This is a genomic window from Sphingopyxis sp. (genome assembly GCF_036675685.1).
GTDB lineage: Bacteria > Pseudomonadota > Alphaproteobacteria > Sphingomonadales > Sphingomonadaceae > Sphingopyxis.
Window position 1 is genome coordinate 50,191 of the sequence record NZ_JAKFEM010000034.1, and the last position, 17,573, is coordinate 67,763.

Sequence of the window (17,573 nt, forward strand, 5' to 3'; positions counted from 1 at the left end):
CAATGGTCACCCGATCCTGAGTTCTGACCCTGACCTTACCTTGTTTCGGCTTCCGACACCGTATCGACCAGGCGGTTGAGCTGCGGCGAGCAGCCCTTGGTCATCAGCATGTCGACCGATCCCTCGACCGTGTCGGGCGCATTTTCGACCGGCGTGAAGCGCACCGTGACCGGGGAGCCAAGGCCGCCGCCCGACAGGCGATAGTCGACGCCATATTTGACCGGCAGCGTGTCGGTCGGCCATTTGCGGAAGTTCGCGCCGTCGACGAGCGCGACGGTCGCCTTCTTGCCGGCGCTCTCGATCTCCAGTGCGGTGTCGCCTTCCATATTCGGGCGCCACAGCATCAGCGTCGCAGGGTCGGCGACGCAGAAAGTACCGGCTTCGCGATAGTCGAGCAGCCAGAGGTTGGGCGCGCGCGCGTCGACGGGCACCGGATCGTTCGGTCCGCCACGCGTGAACCCGCCGCGCGACCGCATCGTCGGGCCCTTGGCCAGCATGCGCGTCACATTGCCACCCAGCGACTGGCTGGCCTGGATCGTCGCGCTGGCACCAAAGGTGCCGGGACCGGAAAGGGTGCGGGTCTTGCCCGCCTGCATCAGCACGACCTTGTCGCCCGCGACCAACGTCAGCTTGTCGGCGGGCTTCAGCTTGGCGCCGGTCGGATATTTGCTCGCCGAAGGCCCGGTCGAGCGAACGACCATCGATTGGGCGGCGGCGGCGGTGACGACGGCCACCGCCATGACGGCGGCAGCGGCGGTGAGGCCCAGGCGGCGCATCCGGAAGTCAGGGAAGGACATAGCTTTCTCCTTTTTCGGTATCGTTCAGGCGTTCTATCAGGAACATGATGGATGGATCCTGACCGAACTCGCCGGTCAATGCTGTGGCGCAGGTCACATAGGCGCTTTTATCGCCCGCGGCATGCGCCGCGACAAGCGCCGCGATGCGGGCCCGCTGTTCCGGATCGAGATCGGGGCGCGGGGTAAAGACGTCGACGGGCTGGGCGCGGCCGCGCAGCGTCACGCGCCCCATCGGCATCAGGTCGTCGCGGCCCGATCGCGCGGCGGCCTCGGCCGAGATCAGCACGCCCGTTTTCAGGCCCTTGTTCGCGGCCTCGAGCCTTGACGCGGTGTTCATGCTGTCGCCGAGCGCGGTGTATTGGATGCGTCCTTCGCCGCCGAAATTGCCGACGATCGCGTCGCCGACGTGCAGGCCGACGCGCGTCATGCCGAGCGGCGGTACGCCTTCGGCCAGGTCGACGCGGAACTTCTCGCCCGCTTCATACATCGCGGTCGCCGCCGCGGCCGCCCGCGGGCCGTCGTCGGGGCGGCTGAGCGGCGCCCCCCAGAAAGCGACGACGGCGTCGCCCACGAACTTGTCGATCGTCCCGCCATGCCCGAGCACGATGTCGGAGAGGCGGTCGAGATATTCGTTGAGCAGGCGCGCGACGGTTTCCGGCGTCGTTGCATGGCTGAGCTTGGTAAAGCCTTCGAGGTCGGTGAAGACGCAGAAGATGTTGCGCCGCTCGCCATGGAGCGAGAGCTGATCGGGATCGCGCATGATCTGCGCCGCGACATCGGCGGGCAGATATTTGCCGAGCGCCGACTGCGCAAAGGCGCGCTGGCGCGAGCCCACGGTGCGCGCCGCGGTCCCGACCGCGGCGTAACCGAAGAGCCAGCCGATCGCCCAGCCGAAGGTGGGCAGGGTCATGGTGTCGACGCCGCGTCCCTGCAGCCAGAAGGGAAAGGCGACAAAAAACGCCATTTGCCCGAAGAAGGCGAGCGCCACCCAGCGCGCGCGCAGGTCGATCAGGCTGGTGAGCCCGCCCGCGAGGACGATCAGGATCGCGAGCACCCACAGGGCGGGACTCGCCAGGGGCCGCGCCCAGGCCTTGTCGAGCTGCTGCGCCAGCATATGCGCATGGACCTCCAGCCCGATCATCGTTTCATGCTGGCCGGTGATCGCGTCTGGAAAGCGGCTGAGCGGCGTGTCGAACTGGTCCTTGTCGATGATGTCGCCGCCGATCAGGACATAGCGACCCTTGACCAGGTCCGAAAAGCCCGCACGCATCTCCGCATCCATCGGCATCGCAAAGCTGTCGATCGGGAGATTGGCAAAGACCGGCTCTTCCTGCCCCTCGGCCGCGCGCGCAGGCACGAGGAAGCGGATATTGCCTTGGAAATTGGCATGTGCGGGGTCGACGGGGGCGAGGGCATTCGTCATCAACGGCGGCAGATGCTTTGGCCGGTCGGGCCAGCGGCGGATCACGCTGTCGGCGTCGGTGCGGAACAGCACGCTGGTCGCTTTGGTCCTCGCGGTCGTGACGTCGGCGATATAGGATTCGAGATATTTCTGCTGTTCATAGAAGATCGTGTTCGGGTTGCTTGCCTGTTCGGCATAGGCGAGCCAGGTCGGCGTCTTCATCGCGCGCAACTGGGCTTTCAACACAGCATCGTCGGGGCGCGGCGAATCAAAGACAATATCGATGCCGATCGCCTTGGCGCCCATCTGATCGATATTACCCAGCGCATTGGCAAGGATGGTGCGGTCGAGCGGCGAGCGGATACCGGTGTTGAACAGCGTCTCGTCATTATAGGTGATCATGACGATGCGCTTGTCCTGTTCGACATGCGGCGCCATCAGCGTCGCGCGGGCGTCGTAAAGCGCTCGCTCGGCGGCATCGAGGAGCGGCATCTGCCAGCTGAATCGCGCGATCAGGACCGCGACGAGCAGGAACAGGATTGTCGCCGCCATCCGCGACGGGCCGAGCTGCATGATCAGCCGGCGCACCCGCTTGCGCAGCGGCACGGCGGCTCGCTCGCCGTCCTGCGCGGCCGCGTCCGCCGCGGGATCGATCGTTTCGGGTGCCGTCATGGGATCAGCGGGCCGCGCGGCCGGCTCCCTCCTGCGTCCGGGGCGCTGCGGCGGTGGCCGTATTGCCGTGCAGCAGCGCCTGGCCGCCGTCGCCGATGATCGCGAACCCTGCCCAATAATAGGGATGCGAGGTTTGCTTGTCGTCCATCAGCCGCATCTGCGTTCCCCACAGGGCATCGGCGACGCTCGCCCCCTCGCGCGTAGCGAAAAGCCCGCCGATCAGCCGCTTGGTCGCGTCGAAGTCGTCGGGCGCGGGCCAATGGCTCGCGATCACCGATCGGCCGCCGGCGCCGATAAAGCTGCGCACCAGCCCGTCGAGCGCATTGCCACCGCCTGACAGGCCCGCCTCGCGCGTCGCCGTGACCGACGCCGCGCCCGCGGTGTCGCACGCCGACAGGATGACAAGGTCGGCATCGATCTTGAGGTCGAAGATTTCCTGGAAGGTCAAAAGACCGTCCGAATCGCTGTCGCCGAACGAGGTGACCAGTGCGGGCCGCGCCGGGCAGGCGGGCCGCGGCGCGGTGACGAGGCCGTGTGTGGCAAAGTGGATGATGCGATAGTCATCGAGGTCGGTGCGGTTCTTCACCGCGGTATCGGTGAAGGCGCCGCCGGTCAGCAGTGTCGCGGCCTCGCGGCCCATGGCATTGCGCGCGGTGACCAGCTCGTCGGCCGAGATTGGCCGCGCCCATTGCGACACGTCCCACCGGCAATCGCCATCGACACCGCCCGCCGCCGCGCCGCGCGTGCCGAGCGAGGGCAATGTGCCGCTTACGGGCTGGTTCTGGCCGAGGCCGAAATATTGGTTCGCCGCCTTCGACGGTGCCGCCTGCCGCGCGTTGCGAAAGGCGAGCGTCGACACCGCCGTGCTCGGCCGCGTCGACCGGCCGAGCCAGGCGATCTGGCGCATGTCGAACGGATCGGCATCGGGATCGAGCAATCGCTGTTCATAGGTGGCCAGACCGGTGTCGGCAGTGATCAGCAGATTGATCGGCAGCCGCAGCATGCCGCCATCGGGTTCGAAGATCAGATGCCGGACGGCGGGCAGGCGCGTGGCAACCGGACCAAAGAGCTGACCGTAAAGCTTGTACGCCGTCGCCGCGTCGAAGGGATAGGTCACGCGGCGGCCATTTTCGACGATCGAGATGGTCGACCGCAGCGTGTCGACCGCGGTGTCGAGGCCCGATGCGCTAATGTCCGATTTCCACAGCTGTGCACCTCCCTGTTCGATCAGGATCGCATAGACGGCGTCGCCGACGACTAGCATCTTCAGATAGGCTTCGTCCGGGCGCAGCACCTGCTGCAATTCGGGAAGGTCGAGCTTGCCCGGTGCGACGACGCGATATTGCGGAAAGGCCGACAGTCCGACGACCGTTTCGGCCTGCTGGAACGCCAGATTATCGAGCTGGGTCTTGAGGTCGGCGCGCAGCGCGTTGATTTCGGGCGATACCGGCAATTGCGCGAGCCGCGCATCCTCGATCCGTGCGCGTTCGATATCGCGGTTCAGCGTCGTCGCCTGGCGGAACAGCCGCGCGCCATCGTCGCTGCCGCTCGACAATTCGCGTGCCAGAAGCGCCTGCGTGTCGGCGACGCCGGGGCGGACCTGCAACTGGCTGGCCACGAAGAAATCGCCGATCGCCGTCGGGTCGGTCGCCGCGCGGCTGGCGAGCAGGCGGTAATAGGGCGCCATCATGTTCGCCATGCCGGTGGTCGAGCGCTGCGAATTCGCGAGCGCGGTGACGACCTCGCGGTAGATACCCAGCGCCTTGTCGTCCTGCCCATGGCGGGTCAGGAAGGCGGCATAACGCGCGCGCGCCGAGGCGAGGGCGTTGGTTTCGGGATATTCGATCGCTAACGCGCCGATCGATTCGAGGAAACGCGCGTCGGCGGCGTCCTTGTCGCCCAGCGCCTCTTCGGCGAGTGCCAGCTCGCTCAGCATCTGCGAACGCAGGCGGATGATCGAGGTCACGCGGCCTTCGCGAACGGCCACCGCATCGGACAAGCCCTTGAGCTGCGCCGATTTTGCCGCCTGCGCATTGCCGCGGAGCCGTTCGACGGTGCCGAGCAAATGGACCGCCTGCGCATCGATGATCTGCGCCCGTTCGAGCGGCGCCAGCCGTTCGCGGTCCGACGCCTGGTGGATTGCGCGGGCGCTGCTGCCGCTGTTCACGCCCGCGACAATCGCCGGCGTCAGCGTCACGGCCTTGCCCTCGACGCTGACCGCGCCGGCCAGCGGGGGGACCGGCCTTTTGAGCAATTCGGCGGCGCCATCGTAATCGCGCTGGTTCAGCGCATGGATCGCGCGGAAGTTGCGGCGCAGGCGCATCTGGACCGGATCGCTGGTCGGGATCGCCTCAACCTCGGTCAGCAGGCGCTCGGCGTCAGCGAATTCGCCGAGGTTCGATTTCTGCAACGCGCGGTTGAGCGTGAATTCGGTCGGGTCGATGCCGGTCGCCGCCTCCTCGTTGAGCGTGCGACGCGACAGCGCCTCGAAGAATTCGGCGGCCTCGGCATAGTCGCCGCTATGGTTGCGGCGGTATCCCTCGGCCAACGCCTTGTCGACGTCGATCGCCCCCGCGAGGGTGCGGGCAAAGCCGTCGTTGCCGCCGACCGACGTCGTTGCGACCTTGATGACGCCCGGCACGACCTTGCGCTGGCGCACCGATTCGAGCGCGAGGTTCAGCGCGTCGCCATATGCCGCGATGCCCTCGACGCTATAGACGCTGTTGCCATCGGCTTCGATGCGGGTCTGCCATGCGACATTGCTGCCCTGGACCGTGCAGGCGCCGCCCGCGGTACAATGGATCGTCCCGGCGCGGCCCTGCTCGATCCGCGCGAGCGCGTCGGCAGGGGTGGTGCGGAGCAGTCGGACGGTGCCGACCGGCTGGCTCGCATCGCGGCAGACGATCGTCCAGGCGCGGTCGAACATGCCCTTGATCACGCCATCGCGAACGGTGGCCTGCACTTCGCAGAGCGATCCGCCCTGATCGCCGATCGAAAAACTGTCGCGGAGTGTCGGGTCGGTGCCCTGTGCCTGCGCGCTTCCGGGCGCCGCCGCCCCGGTCAGGGCAAGCGCCGCCAGAATCGACAGAAAATGCGGACGTCGCGCGGTCATCACCAATCCCCCAAACACAAGCATAGAGGCGCCAGGCCGCCATCGTTGCGGCAAGGCGCAGCCTTAATATTGCTGCGGTACGACCCATTCCCTTGGGTAAAGACCCTAAACCCTTCTCCTTAAAAAGGGAAGTGATCTGCCGCACAGGCCGCTTGCGCCGCCGGGATGCGCGACCTATCTGCAAGGGATCATTCCATTCCGGTGAGGACAAGATGAGCGGATTCGACGATCGTGAACGAGCCCATGAAGCGCAATTCGCACGCGACCAGGAAATGCAGTTCCGGATCATCGCGCGGCGCAACCGGCTGGTCGGCGAATGGGCGGCCGAACGCATGGGGCTGACCTCCGAAGAAACCGACGCCTATGCCAAGGCGGTGGTGCAGGCCGATTTCGAGGAAGCCGGCGATGAAGATGTCATCCGCAAGCTCGCGGGCGACCTGACCGCGGCGCAGGTCGAGATCAGCGATGCCGAAATCCGTGCCGCGCTGAACGACAAGGCGGTCGAGGCGCGCCGCCAGTTCATGGACAAGCAGGGCTAAGCGCCATGGGTATGCGCGAAGATGATTTGCGGGCGATGATCGTCGCGGCCTTCCCCGATGCCGAGGTTTCGATCACCGACCTTGCGGGCGATAACGACCATTATTCGGCGCATGTCGTCAGCGCCGCCTTTCGCGGGCTGACCCGCGTCGCGCAGCACAAGGCGGTCTATGCCGCGCTCGGCGGACGCATGGGCGGCGAACTTCATGCCTTGCAATTGACGACCGCCGTACCTTCATAAGGGGCATATCCCTTTTTGCGGCGCGCCGACGCCGACCGGAGACACGAAATGACCGACCCCGCCACCCACGACCGCATTGCCAAGCTGGTCGCCGACAACCCCGTGCTGCTGTTCATGAAGGGCACGCCGCTTTTCCCGCAGTGCGGCTTTTCCTCGCGTGCGATCGCGATGCTCGACCGCCTCGGTGTCGAATATGAAACCGTCGATGTGCTCCAGGATATGGAAGTCCGCCAGGGCATAAAGGAATTTTCCGACTGGCCGACGATCCCCCAGCTTTATGTGAAGGGCGAATTCGTCGGCGGATCGGACATCATGATGGAAATGTGGGAAGCCGGCGAGCTTCACACGCTGATGACCGGAATTCCGGCGCGCGCCGAGTAAACGCCTGCCGGATTCAGCAAAAAGGGCCGGCGATTCGCCGGCCCTTTTTTTGTTTTCGCGTGTCGGACTTAGCGGCAGCGCAGTTCCCCGCGATCGATTGCTCGCCCGAGAAGCGCGCCGCCGGCCGCGCCGACGATCGTGCCGACCGTGCGATCGCGTCCGCCGTCGAGTTCGCGCCCGACGAGTGCGCCAACTGCTCCGCCGATGATCAGACCGGTGGTGCCGTTGTCGCGGCGGCAATGATACTGGCCGTCGCGACTGCGCCAGATGCGGTCGTTGCTGGAAAGCCTGCGCGGTTCGTAATAGCGCCCATAGCTGTCATAGATTGCGCGATCCTTCGCGCGCTTGCCGTGGGCGGGCGCCCAAGGCGGCGGATCGGCGTGAGCGACGCCCGCGGGCATAGCGATGGCGGCGAAAAGGGCCGCAGCAATAAATCGTTTCACGTCAATGCTCCTGTATCTGAACGGCGTTTCGCATCATAAGCGGGACAATTGGAACACGCGATGAACGATAGGGTTCCCGCATCCGGCGCGGGTAGTGTGGCCGCTTTTTGAGTCCGAAGGCAGCGCTAACGACGCGAAGGGGGCGTGCGCGACCGTCGGGTCAGAAAGCGTCCGGGGGGCGGGGCCTTTCGGCCGCTCCGCCCCCCGTCTGCATCGGGGGCAAGTGGGGATTTCCCGGGTGGGGGCAGGGGGCATCAGGGACCAGACTGATGCCCCCCACCGCTCCATTGAGCGGAACACTCGGGAACATCCGATACCATTCAATTGCCGTGCCAATTTGGCGCAGGGACCGATTTCGGCAAGGGGCACTGGTTAGCGATTCCTTACCGGTGCCCGCATCTGTAAAAAAAGCCGACAGATGAACCGGTCTTATGACGGATGCGTCGCCGTTCAGATTTGTTCATCATCTATTCAGCCCACTGACTACATTTGTAGTCGCATCGCAGGAAGCGGTGCCAATCGGAGGGGTTCGCATGGCAGAACGAGCAAGCGAGTCGGAGATGCAGGTGCTGTCGGCATTGTGGGACGAAGCCCCGCAAACCGCCGCCGACCTGACCTCGCGTATCGGCAAGATCAACGGCTGGACGCAGGCGACGGTGAAGACGCTGCTCGCCCGGCTGGTCCAGAAGGGCGCGGTGACGGCCAAGGCTGATGGCCGGCGCTATCTCTATAGCCCGGCGATCGAGCGCGCCGACGCTGTCGGCGAGGAATCGCAGCGCTTCGTCGACCGCCTGTTCGGCGGCCGCGTCAGCCCGCTGATCGCGCATCTCGCCGACCGCGAGGCCCTGTCCGACATCGACATTGCCGAGATCGAGGCCTTGCTGAGGAAACTCAAGTCATGAGCGCCGCGACGCTGATGCAGCTGTGGGGCGACACGATGCTTACCACGGCGCTCCTCGTCCTGGCGGTGCTGCTGGCGCGCAAGCCCTTTGCTCGCCATTTCGGTCCACGGCTGACTTACACGCTGTGGCTGATCCCGGCATTGCGCCTCGTGCTGCCGCCGCTGCCCTTTGCCGAGCCCGTCGCCGTCCCGATCGCGGTGGCACGCGATGCCGGCGCCGTCATGCTCTTGCCGGTCGATGCCGCCATGGCCGCTTCGCCTGATGCGCCGGTCTGGTCGCTCGCCGATACCGTACCCTATCTTTTCATCTTGTGGGCGATGGGCATGGCTGCCGTCATCGTCATGGCGTTGCTGTCGCACCATCGCTTTCGCGCGGCGGTGCTTTCGGCGGCCGTCGAACTCGAGGCGATCGGCACGATCCGGCTGGTGATGACCGACGTGGTCGACGGGCCGGTTGCCTTTGGCCTGTGGCGGCGATTTGTCGCGGTGCCGCACGATTTCTTCGCCCGCTATCTGGCCGAAGAGCGCGCACTCGCGATCGATCACGAGCTGGCGCATCATCGCCACGGCGATCTGTGGGCCAATGCCGCGGCGCTCGTGCTGCTGGCGTCGCAATGGTTCAACCCTTTCGCCTGGCGCGCGATCCGCGCCTTTCGTTTCGATCAGGAAGCGGCGTGCGACGCGCGCGTGCTGACGATGGCCGACCAGGACGCGCGCGGCGCACGCACTGCCCGCTATGCGACCGCGATTGCCAAGGCCGCGGTCGGCTCGCGGCTGTCGCTCGCGGCGCCGATGGCGGTCCACGATAATCTGCAGGAGAGGCTGACGATGTTGATGCGGCAGGATATTTCAAGGAAGCGCGGTCTTTTCGGCCGGCTGCTCGTCGGCGGGGCGACGCTGGCGGTGCTGGCGACGACCGCGACGCTGGTTCCGGCGAGTATGGCAAGCGCCAGCTCGCAGCAGGGCGAACTGCCCGAACCGCCGCCGCCGCCCGAGGCTCCGCTGCCGCCCGAGGCGCCGGCCGCACCCGACGCGCCGCATGTCATGGTCGTCACCCACAGCGACGAAGATGTGACCGAAAGCGGCGCGACGTCGAAGGATGGCAAGAAACGCGAAGTGCATCGCATCGTCATCCGCCGCGATGGCGAGGGCGACGGCCACGCCTCGACGGTTATGATGGCCCCCGTCGATGGCAAGCCACCCAAGCCCCGGCGTTTCGAAATTCGTACCCCCGGTGACCTGTCGCGCGACGATGTTCTCGCGACGCTGAAGGAGCAGGGGATCGGCGGCAAGCAGGCCGAGGCGATCGCCGACAAGCTGGAGGCGAAGCGCAAGGAGCGCCTCCGCACCGTGCTGGCCCCGATGCCGCCGTTCCCCCCGATGCCACATGGTGCATGGGCGCCGGTGAGCGGCAGGGCGATGGTCGTCGGCAAATGCGGCGACGGCCACAAGCCGGCCCCGATCGTCAACCGCGACGAGAGCGACGGCAACAAGCGCAGCCGCGTCACCATGTTTGCGTGCAGCGACACCGCCGAAAGCAAGGCGGCCCGCCTGTCGGCGCTCAAGAAGGCGCGCGAAGCCTTTGTCGAGGGCGAACGCGCGCGCGGCATGTCCGAAGAGATGCGCGCCAGGGTCGCCGCCGACATCGACAAGGCGATCGCGGACATCGAGAAATCGGGCAACTAAAGCCCGACCAGCTTCGACGCCGGCTTTTACTCCCCGGTGGGGTCGGCGGCAGGGGCGGGGAAAGGGAGTGACCCATGTCGCTCCCTTTTTCACGCCTGCTCCCTTTTCCTTTGCCGAGCGCGATGCCACATGAAGGGCATGAGCGAAGAAAAGCCCTGGCCCGACAGCATCCGTGCCGGCGATTGCGAGCAGCATGAGCCGCTGGTCCGCCGCGTCCTTGCGCCCAATCCGTCGCCCTATACCTTCACCGGCACGCAGACGTGGATCGTCGGCGCGGGCGGCGATGTCGCGATAATCGACCCCGGCCCGACGGGATCGGGCATGAGCATCGGCGATCCGCCCGACGCGAACGGCACCGGCCATGTCGACGCGATCCTGCGCGCGATTGACGGTCAGCGCGTCGCGGCGATCCTCTGCACCCATACCCACCGCGACCACAGCCCCGCCGCGGCGCCACTCAGCGAAGCGACCGGCGCGCCGATCATCGGCTGCGCCCCGCTGGCGCTCCGTGACGACGGCCCGCGCGCCGATTCGGCGTTCGACCCCGACTATGCCCCCGACCGCGTGCTGACCGATGGCGAGCGTATTTCGGGGGACGGCTGGACGCTCGAGGCGGTCGCAACCCCCGGGCATACGTCGAACCATCTGTGCTTCGCGTTGCTCGAAAGCGGCGCGCTGTTCACCGGCGACCATGTCATGGCTTGGTCGACCAGCGTCGTCAGCCCGCCCGACGGTGACATGGCGGCCTATATGGCGAGCCTGTCGAAGCTCTATGATCGCGGCGACCGCGTCTATTATCCCGCGCACGGTCCCGCGGTGACCAAGCCCAGGCAGCTTGTGCGCGGCATGCTCGGTCACCGCAAACAGCGCGAGCGGCAGATTTTGCGCGAACTCGAAAAAGGGACGGCTGTGATCCCCGACATGGTGAAGCATATGTACAAGGGCCTAGATCCCCGATTGACCGGCGCCGCCGGTCGCTCGGTGCTCGCGCACCTGCTCGACCTCAAGGCGCGCGGTATCGTGCGCGCGCATGACGAAATATGGGAACTCGCCTAGATGCTCTTGCCGATCCTGATTGCCGCCGCCCAGCCTGCCGCGGCCGTACCCGATGCCGCGCCCGACCCTGTTGTGGTCTCGCTTGTCGCTGGCGAAGGCGAGGCGCAATGCCTGCCCGACCGCAGCCTTTGCCTCGAACTGCCGGGCGGCGAGGGAAATGTCGAAGCTCCGCGCCATTTGCTCGTCTCCTCGCCCGCATCGGGAGATGCCGAGAAGGTTTCGCTCGCGCTGCCCTATGGTTCGGACAAGCAGACGCTGCACCTGTGGCCGAAACTGGTCCCCGTATCGCGCACGAGCGAGGATGGCACGCGCCTTCCCCCGGAGTTCCTCGTCGGAGTGATCGAGGAAGACAGGGCGATGTATTCGGGCGGCGGGGGCTCGGGTGGACGGCTCCACCTGCTGCGCCTCGGCACAGCGCCCCATGCGATCCGGCTTGGCGACGAAGTGCTCGATGTCGTCTGGGGCAGCTCGCTGATGATCCGCGCCTGCTTCTCCGAACAGGATATGAAGGACCGGCTCGAGGCCTGCCACGACGAATATAGCTTCAAGGGCACGCTGGCCGCCGCGCCGGGCGACGGCGGCGAGCTGCCCTCGCTCACCTATCGCAGCTTCGCGACGGCCTATCCGCAAACCTCGCGGCGCACCGAAGACAATAGTAACCGGAAGCTGAAAAAGAGCGACCTCGCGCAATGGACCGATCCCGAGTGCAGCTATACCCGCACGCTCCACTACAACCCCGCGACGTCGCGGTATGAAATGGATCGTGCGGCGCCCGATTGTTCGGTTTATACAACGCCATGACCTCTTCTTCCGGGCCCCGCATCCTTTCGCGCCTCATCCTGCTAGCGGCCGCCGCCATGCTGCTGCTCGCCGTCTGGTGGGCGGTGACGGCGTGGCGCGACTGGCAACGGGGCTATGACCCCGAAACCGTCGTCGCTGCGAGCCTGCAGGGGCTTCAGGAGCAGAATGTCCTGGTGCCCTTCACCGCGCGTTATGTCGCGGTCGTGACCTCGACGCAGAGCCGGCTGGGTCTCAGCGCGAAGAAGACGCTGATCATGCCGGGCACGGTTCGATACGAAGTCGATCTCGGCAAGCTCAAGCAATCGGACCTCGACTGGGATGCCGCGACCAATGCGCTGACGGTCACACTGCCGCCGTTGCGGCTCGCGGGTCCGGAAATCGACATCGACGCGATCAGCGAGTTTCGCGACGGCGAAATCCTGCTGACGCTGACCGACGCCGAACAATCGCTCGACGCCGCCAACCGCAAGGCGGCGCAGGCCGAGCTGATCAAGCAGGCGAAAGGGCCGACGCCGATGCGGCTCGCGCAGGGCGCCGCGCGCACCGCCGTCGAGCAGAGCTTCGCCATGCCGCTGAAGGCCGCGGGGATCGATGCCAAGGTCACCGCGCGTTTCGCGAGGGATGGCACAGGCTAGGCTATATCCTCTGCCCATCATCCCGGCCTTCGCCGGGATGATGGAATCGATGAGAGACGAATGGCGAGCGCGCCGGTTCATATTCCGCTCTCATTATGCTAATCGGTTCCCCGTTCCGGCCAAGGGGGGAGAAATGGCATGGCGACGACGGCAGAGGGCGCGGTGCGCCCCGAAATTTTTTGGCAGCGGATGGCGCTCGGCCTCGCGGTCTTCATCATTTTCGGTTTCCTGCAATTTGCGCTGCGCGGCTTTGTCGATCCGGTCGCGGCGCCTTTCTGGGTGCACGCGCACGGCGCGTTGATGCTCGCCTGGCTCGGGCTGCTGGTCGTTCAGCCGACCCTTGTCACGCGCGATAATCTTGCGCTGCACCGGCGGCTCGGCTGGATCGGTGCCGGGCTGGCGACCGCCATCACCTTCCTCGGCGTTTTTACCGGCGTCGCGTCGCTGGTGCTCGGCCGTTTTCCGCCCTTTTTCTCGCCGCCCTATTTCCTCGCGCTGACGACGGTCGAATCGCTCGTCTTCGGGCTCGTTGTGATGGCGGCGATCCGGCGGCGGGCGATGACCGACTGGCACCGGCGGCTGATGATCGGGGCGACGATCGTCATCCTCGAACCTGCGCTCGGCCGCATCCTGCCGATGCCGCTGATGATCGGCTGGTCCGACATTCCGGTGGGGATCGTCCAGCTCGCCGTCGTCGGCATCGTCGCGCTGCACGATCGGCGCACGCTGGGGCGGGTGCATCCGGCTACAAAAATCATCGCGGCCGTTGTCGTGGCGACGCGCATCACCATCTATCTGTTATCGATGACGCCCCCCGTCATCGCGCTCGCGGCGCGGCTCGCCGGCGGTTGACGCCGCGTTGCCCTGCCACGGGTCGCCGTGTAGGGGGATCGTCAAGGCAAAAGCCACGATAAGGAAAAGCCATGACTGCTCCCATTCGCGAGAATCTCTCGGGCCTCGACCTGCGCGCCGAAATCGACCGGCTGCGCAAGGAACGCAACGCCGTCATCCTGGCGCATTATTACCAGAAGCCCGAGATTCAGGACCTTGCCGATTTTGTCGGCGACTCGCTCGAGCTGTCGCGCAAGGCGGCCGACACCGACGCCGATGTCATCGCCTTTTGCGGCGTCAAGTTCATGGCCGAGACCGCGAAGATCCTCAGCCCCGAAAAGATCGTGATCCTGCCCGACATGGACGCGGGATGCAGCCTCGAGGACAGCTGTCCGCCCGAACAGTTCAAACGCTTCCGCGAAAAGCACCCCGATCATATCGCGCTGACCTACATCAACTGCTCGGCGGCGGTGAAGGCGCTCAGCGACATCATCGTCACCTCGTCGAGCGCCGAAACGATCATCAGCCAGATCCCCGAGAGCCAGCCGATCATCTTCGGCCCCGACCGTCACCTCGGCGGCTATCTCAACCGCAAGTTCGGGCGCGAGATGCTGCTGTGGCCGGGCGTCTGCATCGTGCACGAGGCGTTCAGCGAGACCGAGCTCATCAAATTGAAGGCGCAGCATCCGGGCGCCCCCGTCGCGGCGCATCCCGAATGCCCGCCGCACATCGTCGATCATGCCGACTATGTCGGATCGACCAGCGGCATCCTGCAATTCGCGAAGAGTTTTCCCGGCGACACGCTGATCGTCGCGACCGAACCGCACATCATCCACCAGATGGAGCTGGCGCTGCCCGAGAAGAATTTCATCGGCGCGCCGGGGGCTGACGGCAACTGCAACTGCAACATCTGCCCCTATATGGCGCTCAACACGATGGAAAAGCTCTACATCGCGCTGCGCGACCTCCAGCCGCGGATCGAGATGGACGAGGCGTTGCGCCTCGCTGCGCGCAAGAGCCTCGACCGGATGCTCGAAATGGCATCGGGGACGATCGGCCAGGGCGACCTCGGCAAACGATAGGTTTGCCAGCGCGCCGGGGAGGCGATCGGCCCGATATGCGGGTTAAATGTTGTATTTCCAGAAAATGATATAAGTTCCGGCTCCTAAGGCGCGAGTCTCGCCCCCCGTGCGAGCGCCGAACGGCGAACCCTTGCGTCTGGGTAGGAGCATGGTCGCATGGCAGAAGATTGGCTGGCGGATGTCAGGAAATATGTCGCGGACGCCGACGAAACAGTGGTGTCGGCGATCGTCAAATATCTCGGCATCGCACTCAGAAACCGCGATTCCTCTCTTGTTTCCTTTACCGACACAAAAGAAACCGACCGCGTTCGCGAAAACTTTCTGAAAAAGAAACTGGGGCTGACCCACGACGACGCCACGCTCGACGCGGCGATCGCCGGTGTCGGTGAACAGATGAAGGGCGACCGGACCAAGAATCGCGTCACCGTCTATTATCTCCTCGCGCAGCATTTCGGCCTCCTCACCCTGTTTGGCGGCGCCGCGGGCATTGGCGCTGGTGCTGCCGGCGCTGCTGCAGCTTTGGCGGCCGCTGGCGGTTCGGATGACGATGCCGGCAAGGATGACGACGGCGCTTCGGCCGCCCCTCTCGCGGCAGCGGGCCTCGCCGGCGCGGGAGCGGCCGCGGCGGCGGCTCCATCGGTGGCCGCGGCACCTGCGGCGCCTCCGCCACCCGCTGCGCCCGTTCCGCAGACCGCCTATTCGAGCGGTGACGGCGGCGGTGACGGCGACAAGGCGAGTGGCGGCATGGGATGGCTGCCTTGGCTCCTGCCGGCATTGCTCGCGCTTGCGCTGCTTTTCTTTGGCTTGCGCTATTGCTCGAAACAGGAGGCGGCAGTCGCCCCGGCCACCGACGAAGCGGCGATCAGCGAGACGGTCACGCCCGCCGACGGCGCCGTGGCTCCGGCCGCCCCGGCGGCGGCGATCCCCGAAGGCGCGGGCGTCGTCGCGGCGGACCGCGAGGGCAAGCCGATGCTGACGATCTATTTCGACACGGGCAAATCGGTCGTGTCGAACGATCTTTCGACCGCGGCATCCTCGGTCAAGGCCTATCTCGAAAGCAACCCCGCCGCGACGCTCGCGGTTTCGGGCTATAATGATCCGACGGGCAATGCCGCGGCCAACGCCGAATTGTCGAAGAACCGGGCGCAGAGCGTGAAGGCGGCGCTCGAAACACTCGGCATCGCGGCCGACAAGGTTGTGCTGGAAAAGCCGGCCGAGGCAACGACGACGGGCACCGACAATGCGGCGGCGCGCCGGGTCGAGGTGACGGTGAAGGGCTGATCGCCCTTCGCGTACAAGAGCAAAGGGGGAAGCGGGGCCTGCGGGCCCCGCTTTTTTGCGCGCAAGGGACGCCGAGTCGCGACTCGATCGGGCGCCGGGCCAGCGCGATTCGACTCCGCCTGCGCTGATTCGGTTCGATTATTGAATCCGAAAATATTGCCGGGCTGTTACAAAAATGCTGCGCAGCATAGGCTTGTTGCTAATGCCGGACTTATCCACAAGCGCAGCGGTCCGAGAGCGGCGTTTCGATCATTTTTTGTTGGCGACCCGAAAGCTTCATGTCAGCTTCAAATCATCGGACGACAGAGACGTCGGACCGCCGGGACATCAAGGGTAGTTGCAAGACTAGCCGGAAGAGAACGGGCCGGACCAACGAGGAAATCGACCGATAGCCTGATCACGGAACGCAGCGATTCCCACGAGTTGATGTGGACCCGATCGGGTACAGGAAATGCAGTCCATCGCTTGGACAGCGACTGTTTCGGCAGACGCAAGAAGAGATGATGAAGGGCTTTCCAGGTGCGGCCGGCCCCCGAAAGGGGGCCGACCAAACCGTCGCCGGATTGTTCCGGCGTGCGCCGCAACGCATCGTTTTGCGGGCTGCTGATCGCAAGAGAAGCGGACCGGGATGGAGTGAGGCGGAGTACGTGGGGCAAAGCCGGATAGTGGGGGTTGGCAGCGATGTCGGCCCCCATTTCGCGTGCGCGGCAGGCGCCGCCCGGCGCAGCGCCGCCCCCACCCTTTCGACGGCTCCCGGCTTCGACAGCTCCCCGGCATTTATTTTTGCGCGTGTGATATTCGTCACACCACGGTCAACTGCGGCTGCTTACTCCCGATATTGCGACCCGGAGACGTTCCCGATCAGGAACCGATCCCACTTTCCCGGCCGCGCCCATCGGGGCCGGCCGGGAACCTTTCGCTTCCTTTCAGCATTGTCTGGACATCGTTGAAACGATGTCCGGGCGCGACCGGACGTTCGCATGTTCGCCGGGTATCGGCGTCTGCCCGGCCGGTTCAGGAAGGGAGAATATCATGGGTCTGATCATCACATTGATCGTCGGCGGCGTTATCGGATGGCTGGCGAGTATCGTCATGCGTACCGACGCGCAGCAAGGGATCATATTGAACGTTGTGGTCGGGATCGTCGGGGCATTCCTCGGCAATTTCCTCGGCAGCTTCTTCGGCATGGGCGCCAGTCTCGACACGTTCAGCCCGATCGGGCTGTTGTGGGCGTTCATCGGTGCGGTGGTCCTGTTGGGCCTCATCAACCTGGTACGGCGCGGCAGCGTTCGCTGAACGGCATGGCGGCGGTGCTTCATGGCACCGCCGCCATTCCGCTAGGCGATTTCAAATATTTGCGTTACCAATGTGATGCCTGCAATGTCAGGCGGCTATAACGATCGTAGGGGGTCATCTTATGACTTGGATTATCGCAATCATCATGGGCGGCATCATCGGCTGGCTGGCCAGCATCGTGATGCGCACCGACGCTCAGCAGGGCATCTTCCTCAATATCATCGTCGGCTGTATCGGATCCATCCTCGGCCGCTTCCTGTTCGGCAGCTTCCTGGGCGGCGGTCATCTGCGCGGCGACGCCTTTGACCCGATGACCCTGCTCACCGCCTTTATCGGTGCGGTGATCCTGCTTGGCATCGTCAACCTCGTACGGCGCGGCAGCGTTCGCTGATCGCACGCCGATCCGGCGGCCGGTCCCT

At 65.5% G+C, this 17,573-nt stretch carries 17 protein-coding genes; 13 read left to right on the forward strand and 4 right to left on the reverse strand.

Annotated features, from left to right (window positions below; all coding sequences use genetic code 11):
* Positions 1–35: 35 nt before the first annotated feature.
* The 3 genes from V6M50_RS14360 to V6M50_RS14370 are packed head-to-tail and all read right to left on the reverse strand — an operon-like array spanning position 36 to position 5,983.
* Positions 36–797, reverse strand: coding sequence for a hypothetical protein (locus V6M50_RS14360; protein WP_332819251.1), 762 nt, complete (start codon positions 795–797; stop codon positions 36–38).
* Entirely contained in the window at positions 784–2,871 is a 2,088-nt protein-coding gene (locus tag V6M50_RS14365) for an adenylate/guanylate cyclase domain-containing protein (protein WP_332819252.1), read from the reverse strand. Before V6M50_RS14365 ends, V6M50_RS14360 begins: the two co-directional genes overlap by 14 nt.
* A gap of 4 nt (positions 2,872–2,875) precedes the next feature.
* A complete protein-coding gene (locus V6M50_RS14370) occupies positions 2,876–5,983 on the reverse strand; it encodes a CHAT domain-containing protein (protein ID WP_332819253.1) in 3,108 nt (1,035 codons plus the stop codon).
* Between the two features lie 212 nt (positions 5,984–6,195).
* On the opposite strand from V6M50_RS14370, the gene V6M50_RS14375 reads away from it, so the two are divergent.
* From V6M50_RS14375 to grxD, 3 genes are read left to right on the forward strand one after another with little or no spacing between them, the layout of a single operon-like run.
* The gene (locus tag V6M50_RS14375; protein WP_332819254.1) at positions 6,196–6,522 is read left to right on the forward strand and encodes a DUF1476 domain-containing protein; all 327 of its coding nucleotides are present in this window, start codon (positions 6,196–6,198) and stop codon (positions 6,520–6,522) included.
* 5 nt (positions 6,523–6,527) lie between these two features.
* Complete coding sequence (locus tag V6M50_RS14380) at positions 6,528–6,761, forward strand: BolA family transcriptional regulator (protein ID WP_332819255.1); 234 nt, start codon at positions 6,528–6,530, stop codon at positions 6,759–6,761.
* Between the two features lie 48 nt (positions 6,762–6,809).
* Positions 6,810–7,142 (forward strand): Grx4 family monothiol glutaredoxin, encoded by a 333-nt coding sequence (grxD, locus tag V6M50_RS14385; protein WP_324072344.1) that lies wholly within the window; start codon positions 6,810–6,812, stop codon positions 7,140–7,142.
* Positions 7,143–7,210: 68 nt separating this feature from the next.
* Here the strand turns inward: grxD and V6M50_RS14390 are convergent, their stop codons facing one another.
* Positions 7,211–7,585, reverse strand: a complete 375-nt coding sequence (locus tag V6M50_RS14390) for a glycine zipper 2TM domain-containing protein (RefSeq protein ID WP_332819256.1) — start codon at positions 7,583–7,585, stop codon at positions 7,211–7,213.
* A gap of 533 nt (positions 7,586–8,118) precedes the next feature.
* On the opposite strand from V6M50_RS14390, the gene V6M50_RS14395 reads away from it, so the two are divergent.
* The 10 genes from V6M50_RS14395 to V6M50_RS14440 all read left to right on the forward strand — a co-directional run bounded on the left by V6M50_RS14395 (position 8,119) and on the right by V6M50_RS14440 (position 17,545).
* Positions 8,119–8,487, forward strand: coding sequence for a BlaI/MecI/CopY family transcriptional regulator (locus V6M50_RS14395; RefSeq protein WP_332819257.1), 369 nt, complete (start codon positions 8,119–8,121; stop codon positions 8,485–8,487).
* A complete protein-coding gene (locus V6M50_RS14400; RefSeq protein ID WP_332819258.1) occupies positions 8,484–10,172 on the forward strand; it encodes a M56 family metallopeptidase in 1,689 nt (562 codons plus the stop codon). Before V6M50_RS14395 ends, V6M50_RS14400 begins: the two co-directional genes overlap by 4 nt.
* Before the next feature lie 138 nt (positions 10,173–10,310).
* Positions 10,311–11,228 (forward strand): MBL fold metallo-hydrolase, encoded by a 918-nt coding sequence (locus V6M50_RS14405; protein WP_332819259.1) that lies wholly within the window; start codon positions 10,311–10,313, stop codon positions 11,226–11,228.
* On the forward strand, positions 11,229–12,029 hold the full coding sequence (locus tag V6M50_RS14410) for a hypothetical protein (protein ID WP_332819260.1): 801 nt from the start codon (positions 11,229–11,231) through the stop codon (positions 12,027–12,029). It begins immediately after the preceding gene.
* On the forward strand, positions 12,026–12,664 hold the full coding sequence (locus V6M50_RS14415; RefSeq protein ID WP_332819261.1) for a DUF4230 domain-containing protein: 639 nt from the start codon (positions 12,026–12,028) through the stop codon (positions 12,662–12,664). The genes V6M50_RS14410 and V6M50_RS14415 overlap by 4 nt, the downstream gene beginning before the upstream one ends.
* A 138-nt stretch (positions 12,665–12,802) precedes the next feature.
* On the forward strand, positions 12,803–13,516 hold the full coding sequence (locus tag V6M50_RS14420) for an adenylate cyclase (protein WP_332819262.1): 714 nt from the start codon (positions 12,803–12,805) through the stop codon (positions 13,514–13,516).
* Between the two features lie 71 nt (positions 13,517–13,587).
* Positions 13,588–14,577 carry a quinolinate synthase NadA gene (nadA, locus tag V6M50_RS14425; RefSeq protein ID WP_332819263.1) on the forward strand — a complete coding sequence of 330 codons (990 nt, stop codon included), beginning with the start codon at positions 13,588–13,590 and terminating at the stop codon, positions 14,575–14,577.
* Between the two features lie 156 nt (positions 14,578–14,733).
* Positions 14,734–15,858 carry a DUF2853 family protein gene (locus V6M50_RS14430; protein ID WP_332819264.1) on the forward strand — a complete coding sequence of 375 codons (1,125 nt, stop codon included), beginning with the start codon at positions 14,734–14,736 and terminating at the stop codon, positions 15,856–15,858.
* Between the two features lie 1,032 nt (positions 15,859–16,890).
* Positions 16,891–17,154, forward strand: a complete 264-nt coding sequence (locus V6M50_RS14435) for a GlsB/YeaQ/YmgE family stress response membrane protein (RefSeq protein ID WP_332819265.1) — start codon at positions 16,891–16,893, stop codon at positions 17,152–17,154.
* Between the two features lie 121 nt (positions 17,155–17,275).
* A complete protein-coding gene (locus V6M50_RS14440) occupies positions 17,276–17,545 on the forward strand; it encodes a GlsB/YeaQ/YmgE family stress response membrane protein (protein ID WP_332819266.1) in 270 nt (89 codons plus the stop codon).
* The last annotated feature ends 28 nt before the right edge of the window (positions 17,546–17,573 follow it).

What these genes read in the sequence shown, in the direction of transcription:
- V6M50_RS14360 (WP_332819251.1), bottom strand. Translation starts at nt 797, where the DNA reads ATGTCCTTCCCTGACTTCCGGATGCGCCGCCTGGGCCTCACCGCCGCT.
- V6M50_RS14365 (WP_332819252.1), bottom strand. Translation starts at nt 2,871, where the DNA reads ATGACGGCACCCGAAACGATCGATCCCGCGGCGGACGCGGCCGCGCAG.
- V6M50_RS14370 (WP_332819253.1), bottom strand. Translation starts at nt 5,983, where the DNA reads ATGACCGCGCGACGTCCGCATTTTCTGTCGATTCTGGCGGCGCTTGCC.
- V6M50_RS14375 (WP_332819254.1), top strand. Translation starts at nt 6,196, where the DNA reads ATGAGCGGATTCGACGATCGTGAACGAGCCCATGAAGCGCAATTCGCA.
- V6M50_RS14380 (WP_332819255.1), top strand. Translation starts at nt 6,528, where the DNA reads ATGGGTATGCGCGAAGATGATTTGCGGGCGATGATCGTCGCGGCCTTC.
- grxD (WP_324072344.1), top strand. Translation starts at nt 6,810, where the DNA reads ATGACCGACCCCGCCACCCACGACCGCATTGCCAAGCTGGTCGCCGAC.
- V6M50_RS14395 (WP_332819257.1), top strand. Translation starts at nt 8,119, where the DNA reads ATGGCAGAACGAGCAAGCGAGTCGGAGATGCAGGTGCTGTCGGCATTG.
- V6M50_RS14400 (WP_332819258.1), top strand. Translation starts at nt 8,484, where the DNA reads ATGAGCGCCGCGACGCTGATGCAGCTGTGGGGCGACACGATGCTTACC.
- V6M50_RS14405 (WP_332819259.1), top strand. Translation starts at nt 10,311, where the DNA reads ATGAGCGAAGAAAAGCCCTGGCCCGACAGCATCCGTGCCGGCGATTGC.
- V6M50_RS14410 (WP_332819260.1), top strand. Translation starts at nt 11,229, where the DNA reads ATGCTCTTGCCGATCCTGATTGCCGCCGCCCAGCCTGCCGCGGCCGTA.
- V6M50_RS14415 (WP_332819261.1), top strand. Translation starts at nt 12,026, where the DNA reads ATGACCTCTTCTTCCGGGCCCCGCATCCTTTCGCGCCTCATCCTGCTA.
- V6M50_RS14420 (WP_332819262.1), top strand. Translation starts at nt 12,803, where the DNA reads ATGGCGACGACGGCAGAGGGCGCGGTGCGCCCCGAAATTTTTTGGCAG.
- nadA (WP_332819263.1), top strand. Translation starts at nt 13,588, where the DNA reads ATGACTGCTCCCATTCGCGAGAATCTCTCGGGCCTCGACCTGCGCGCC.
- V6M50_RS14430 (WP_332819264.1), top strand. Translation starts at nt 14,734, where the DNA reads ATGGCAGAAGATTGGCTGGCGGATGTCAGGAAATATGTCGCGGACGCC.
- V6M50_RS14435 (WP_332819265.1), top strand. Translation starts at nt 16,891, where the DNA reads ATGGGTCTGATCATCACATTGATCGTCGGCGGCGTTATCGGATGGCTG.
- V6M50_RS14440 (WP_332819266.1), top strand. Translation starts at nt 17,276, where the DNA reads ATGACTTGGATTATCGCAATCATCATGGGCGGCATCATCGGCTGGCTG.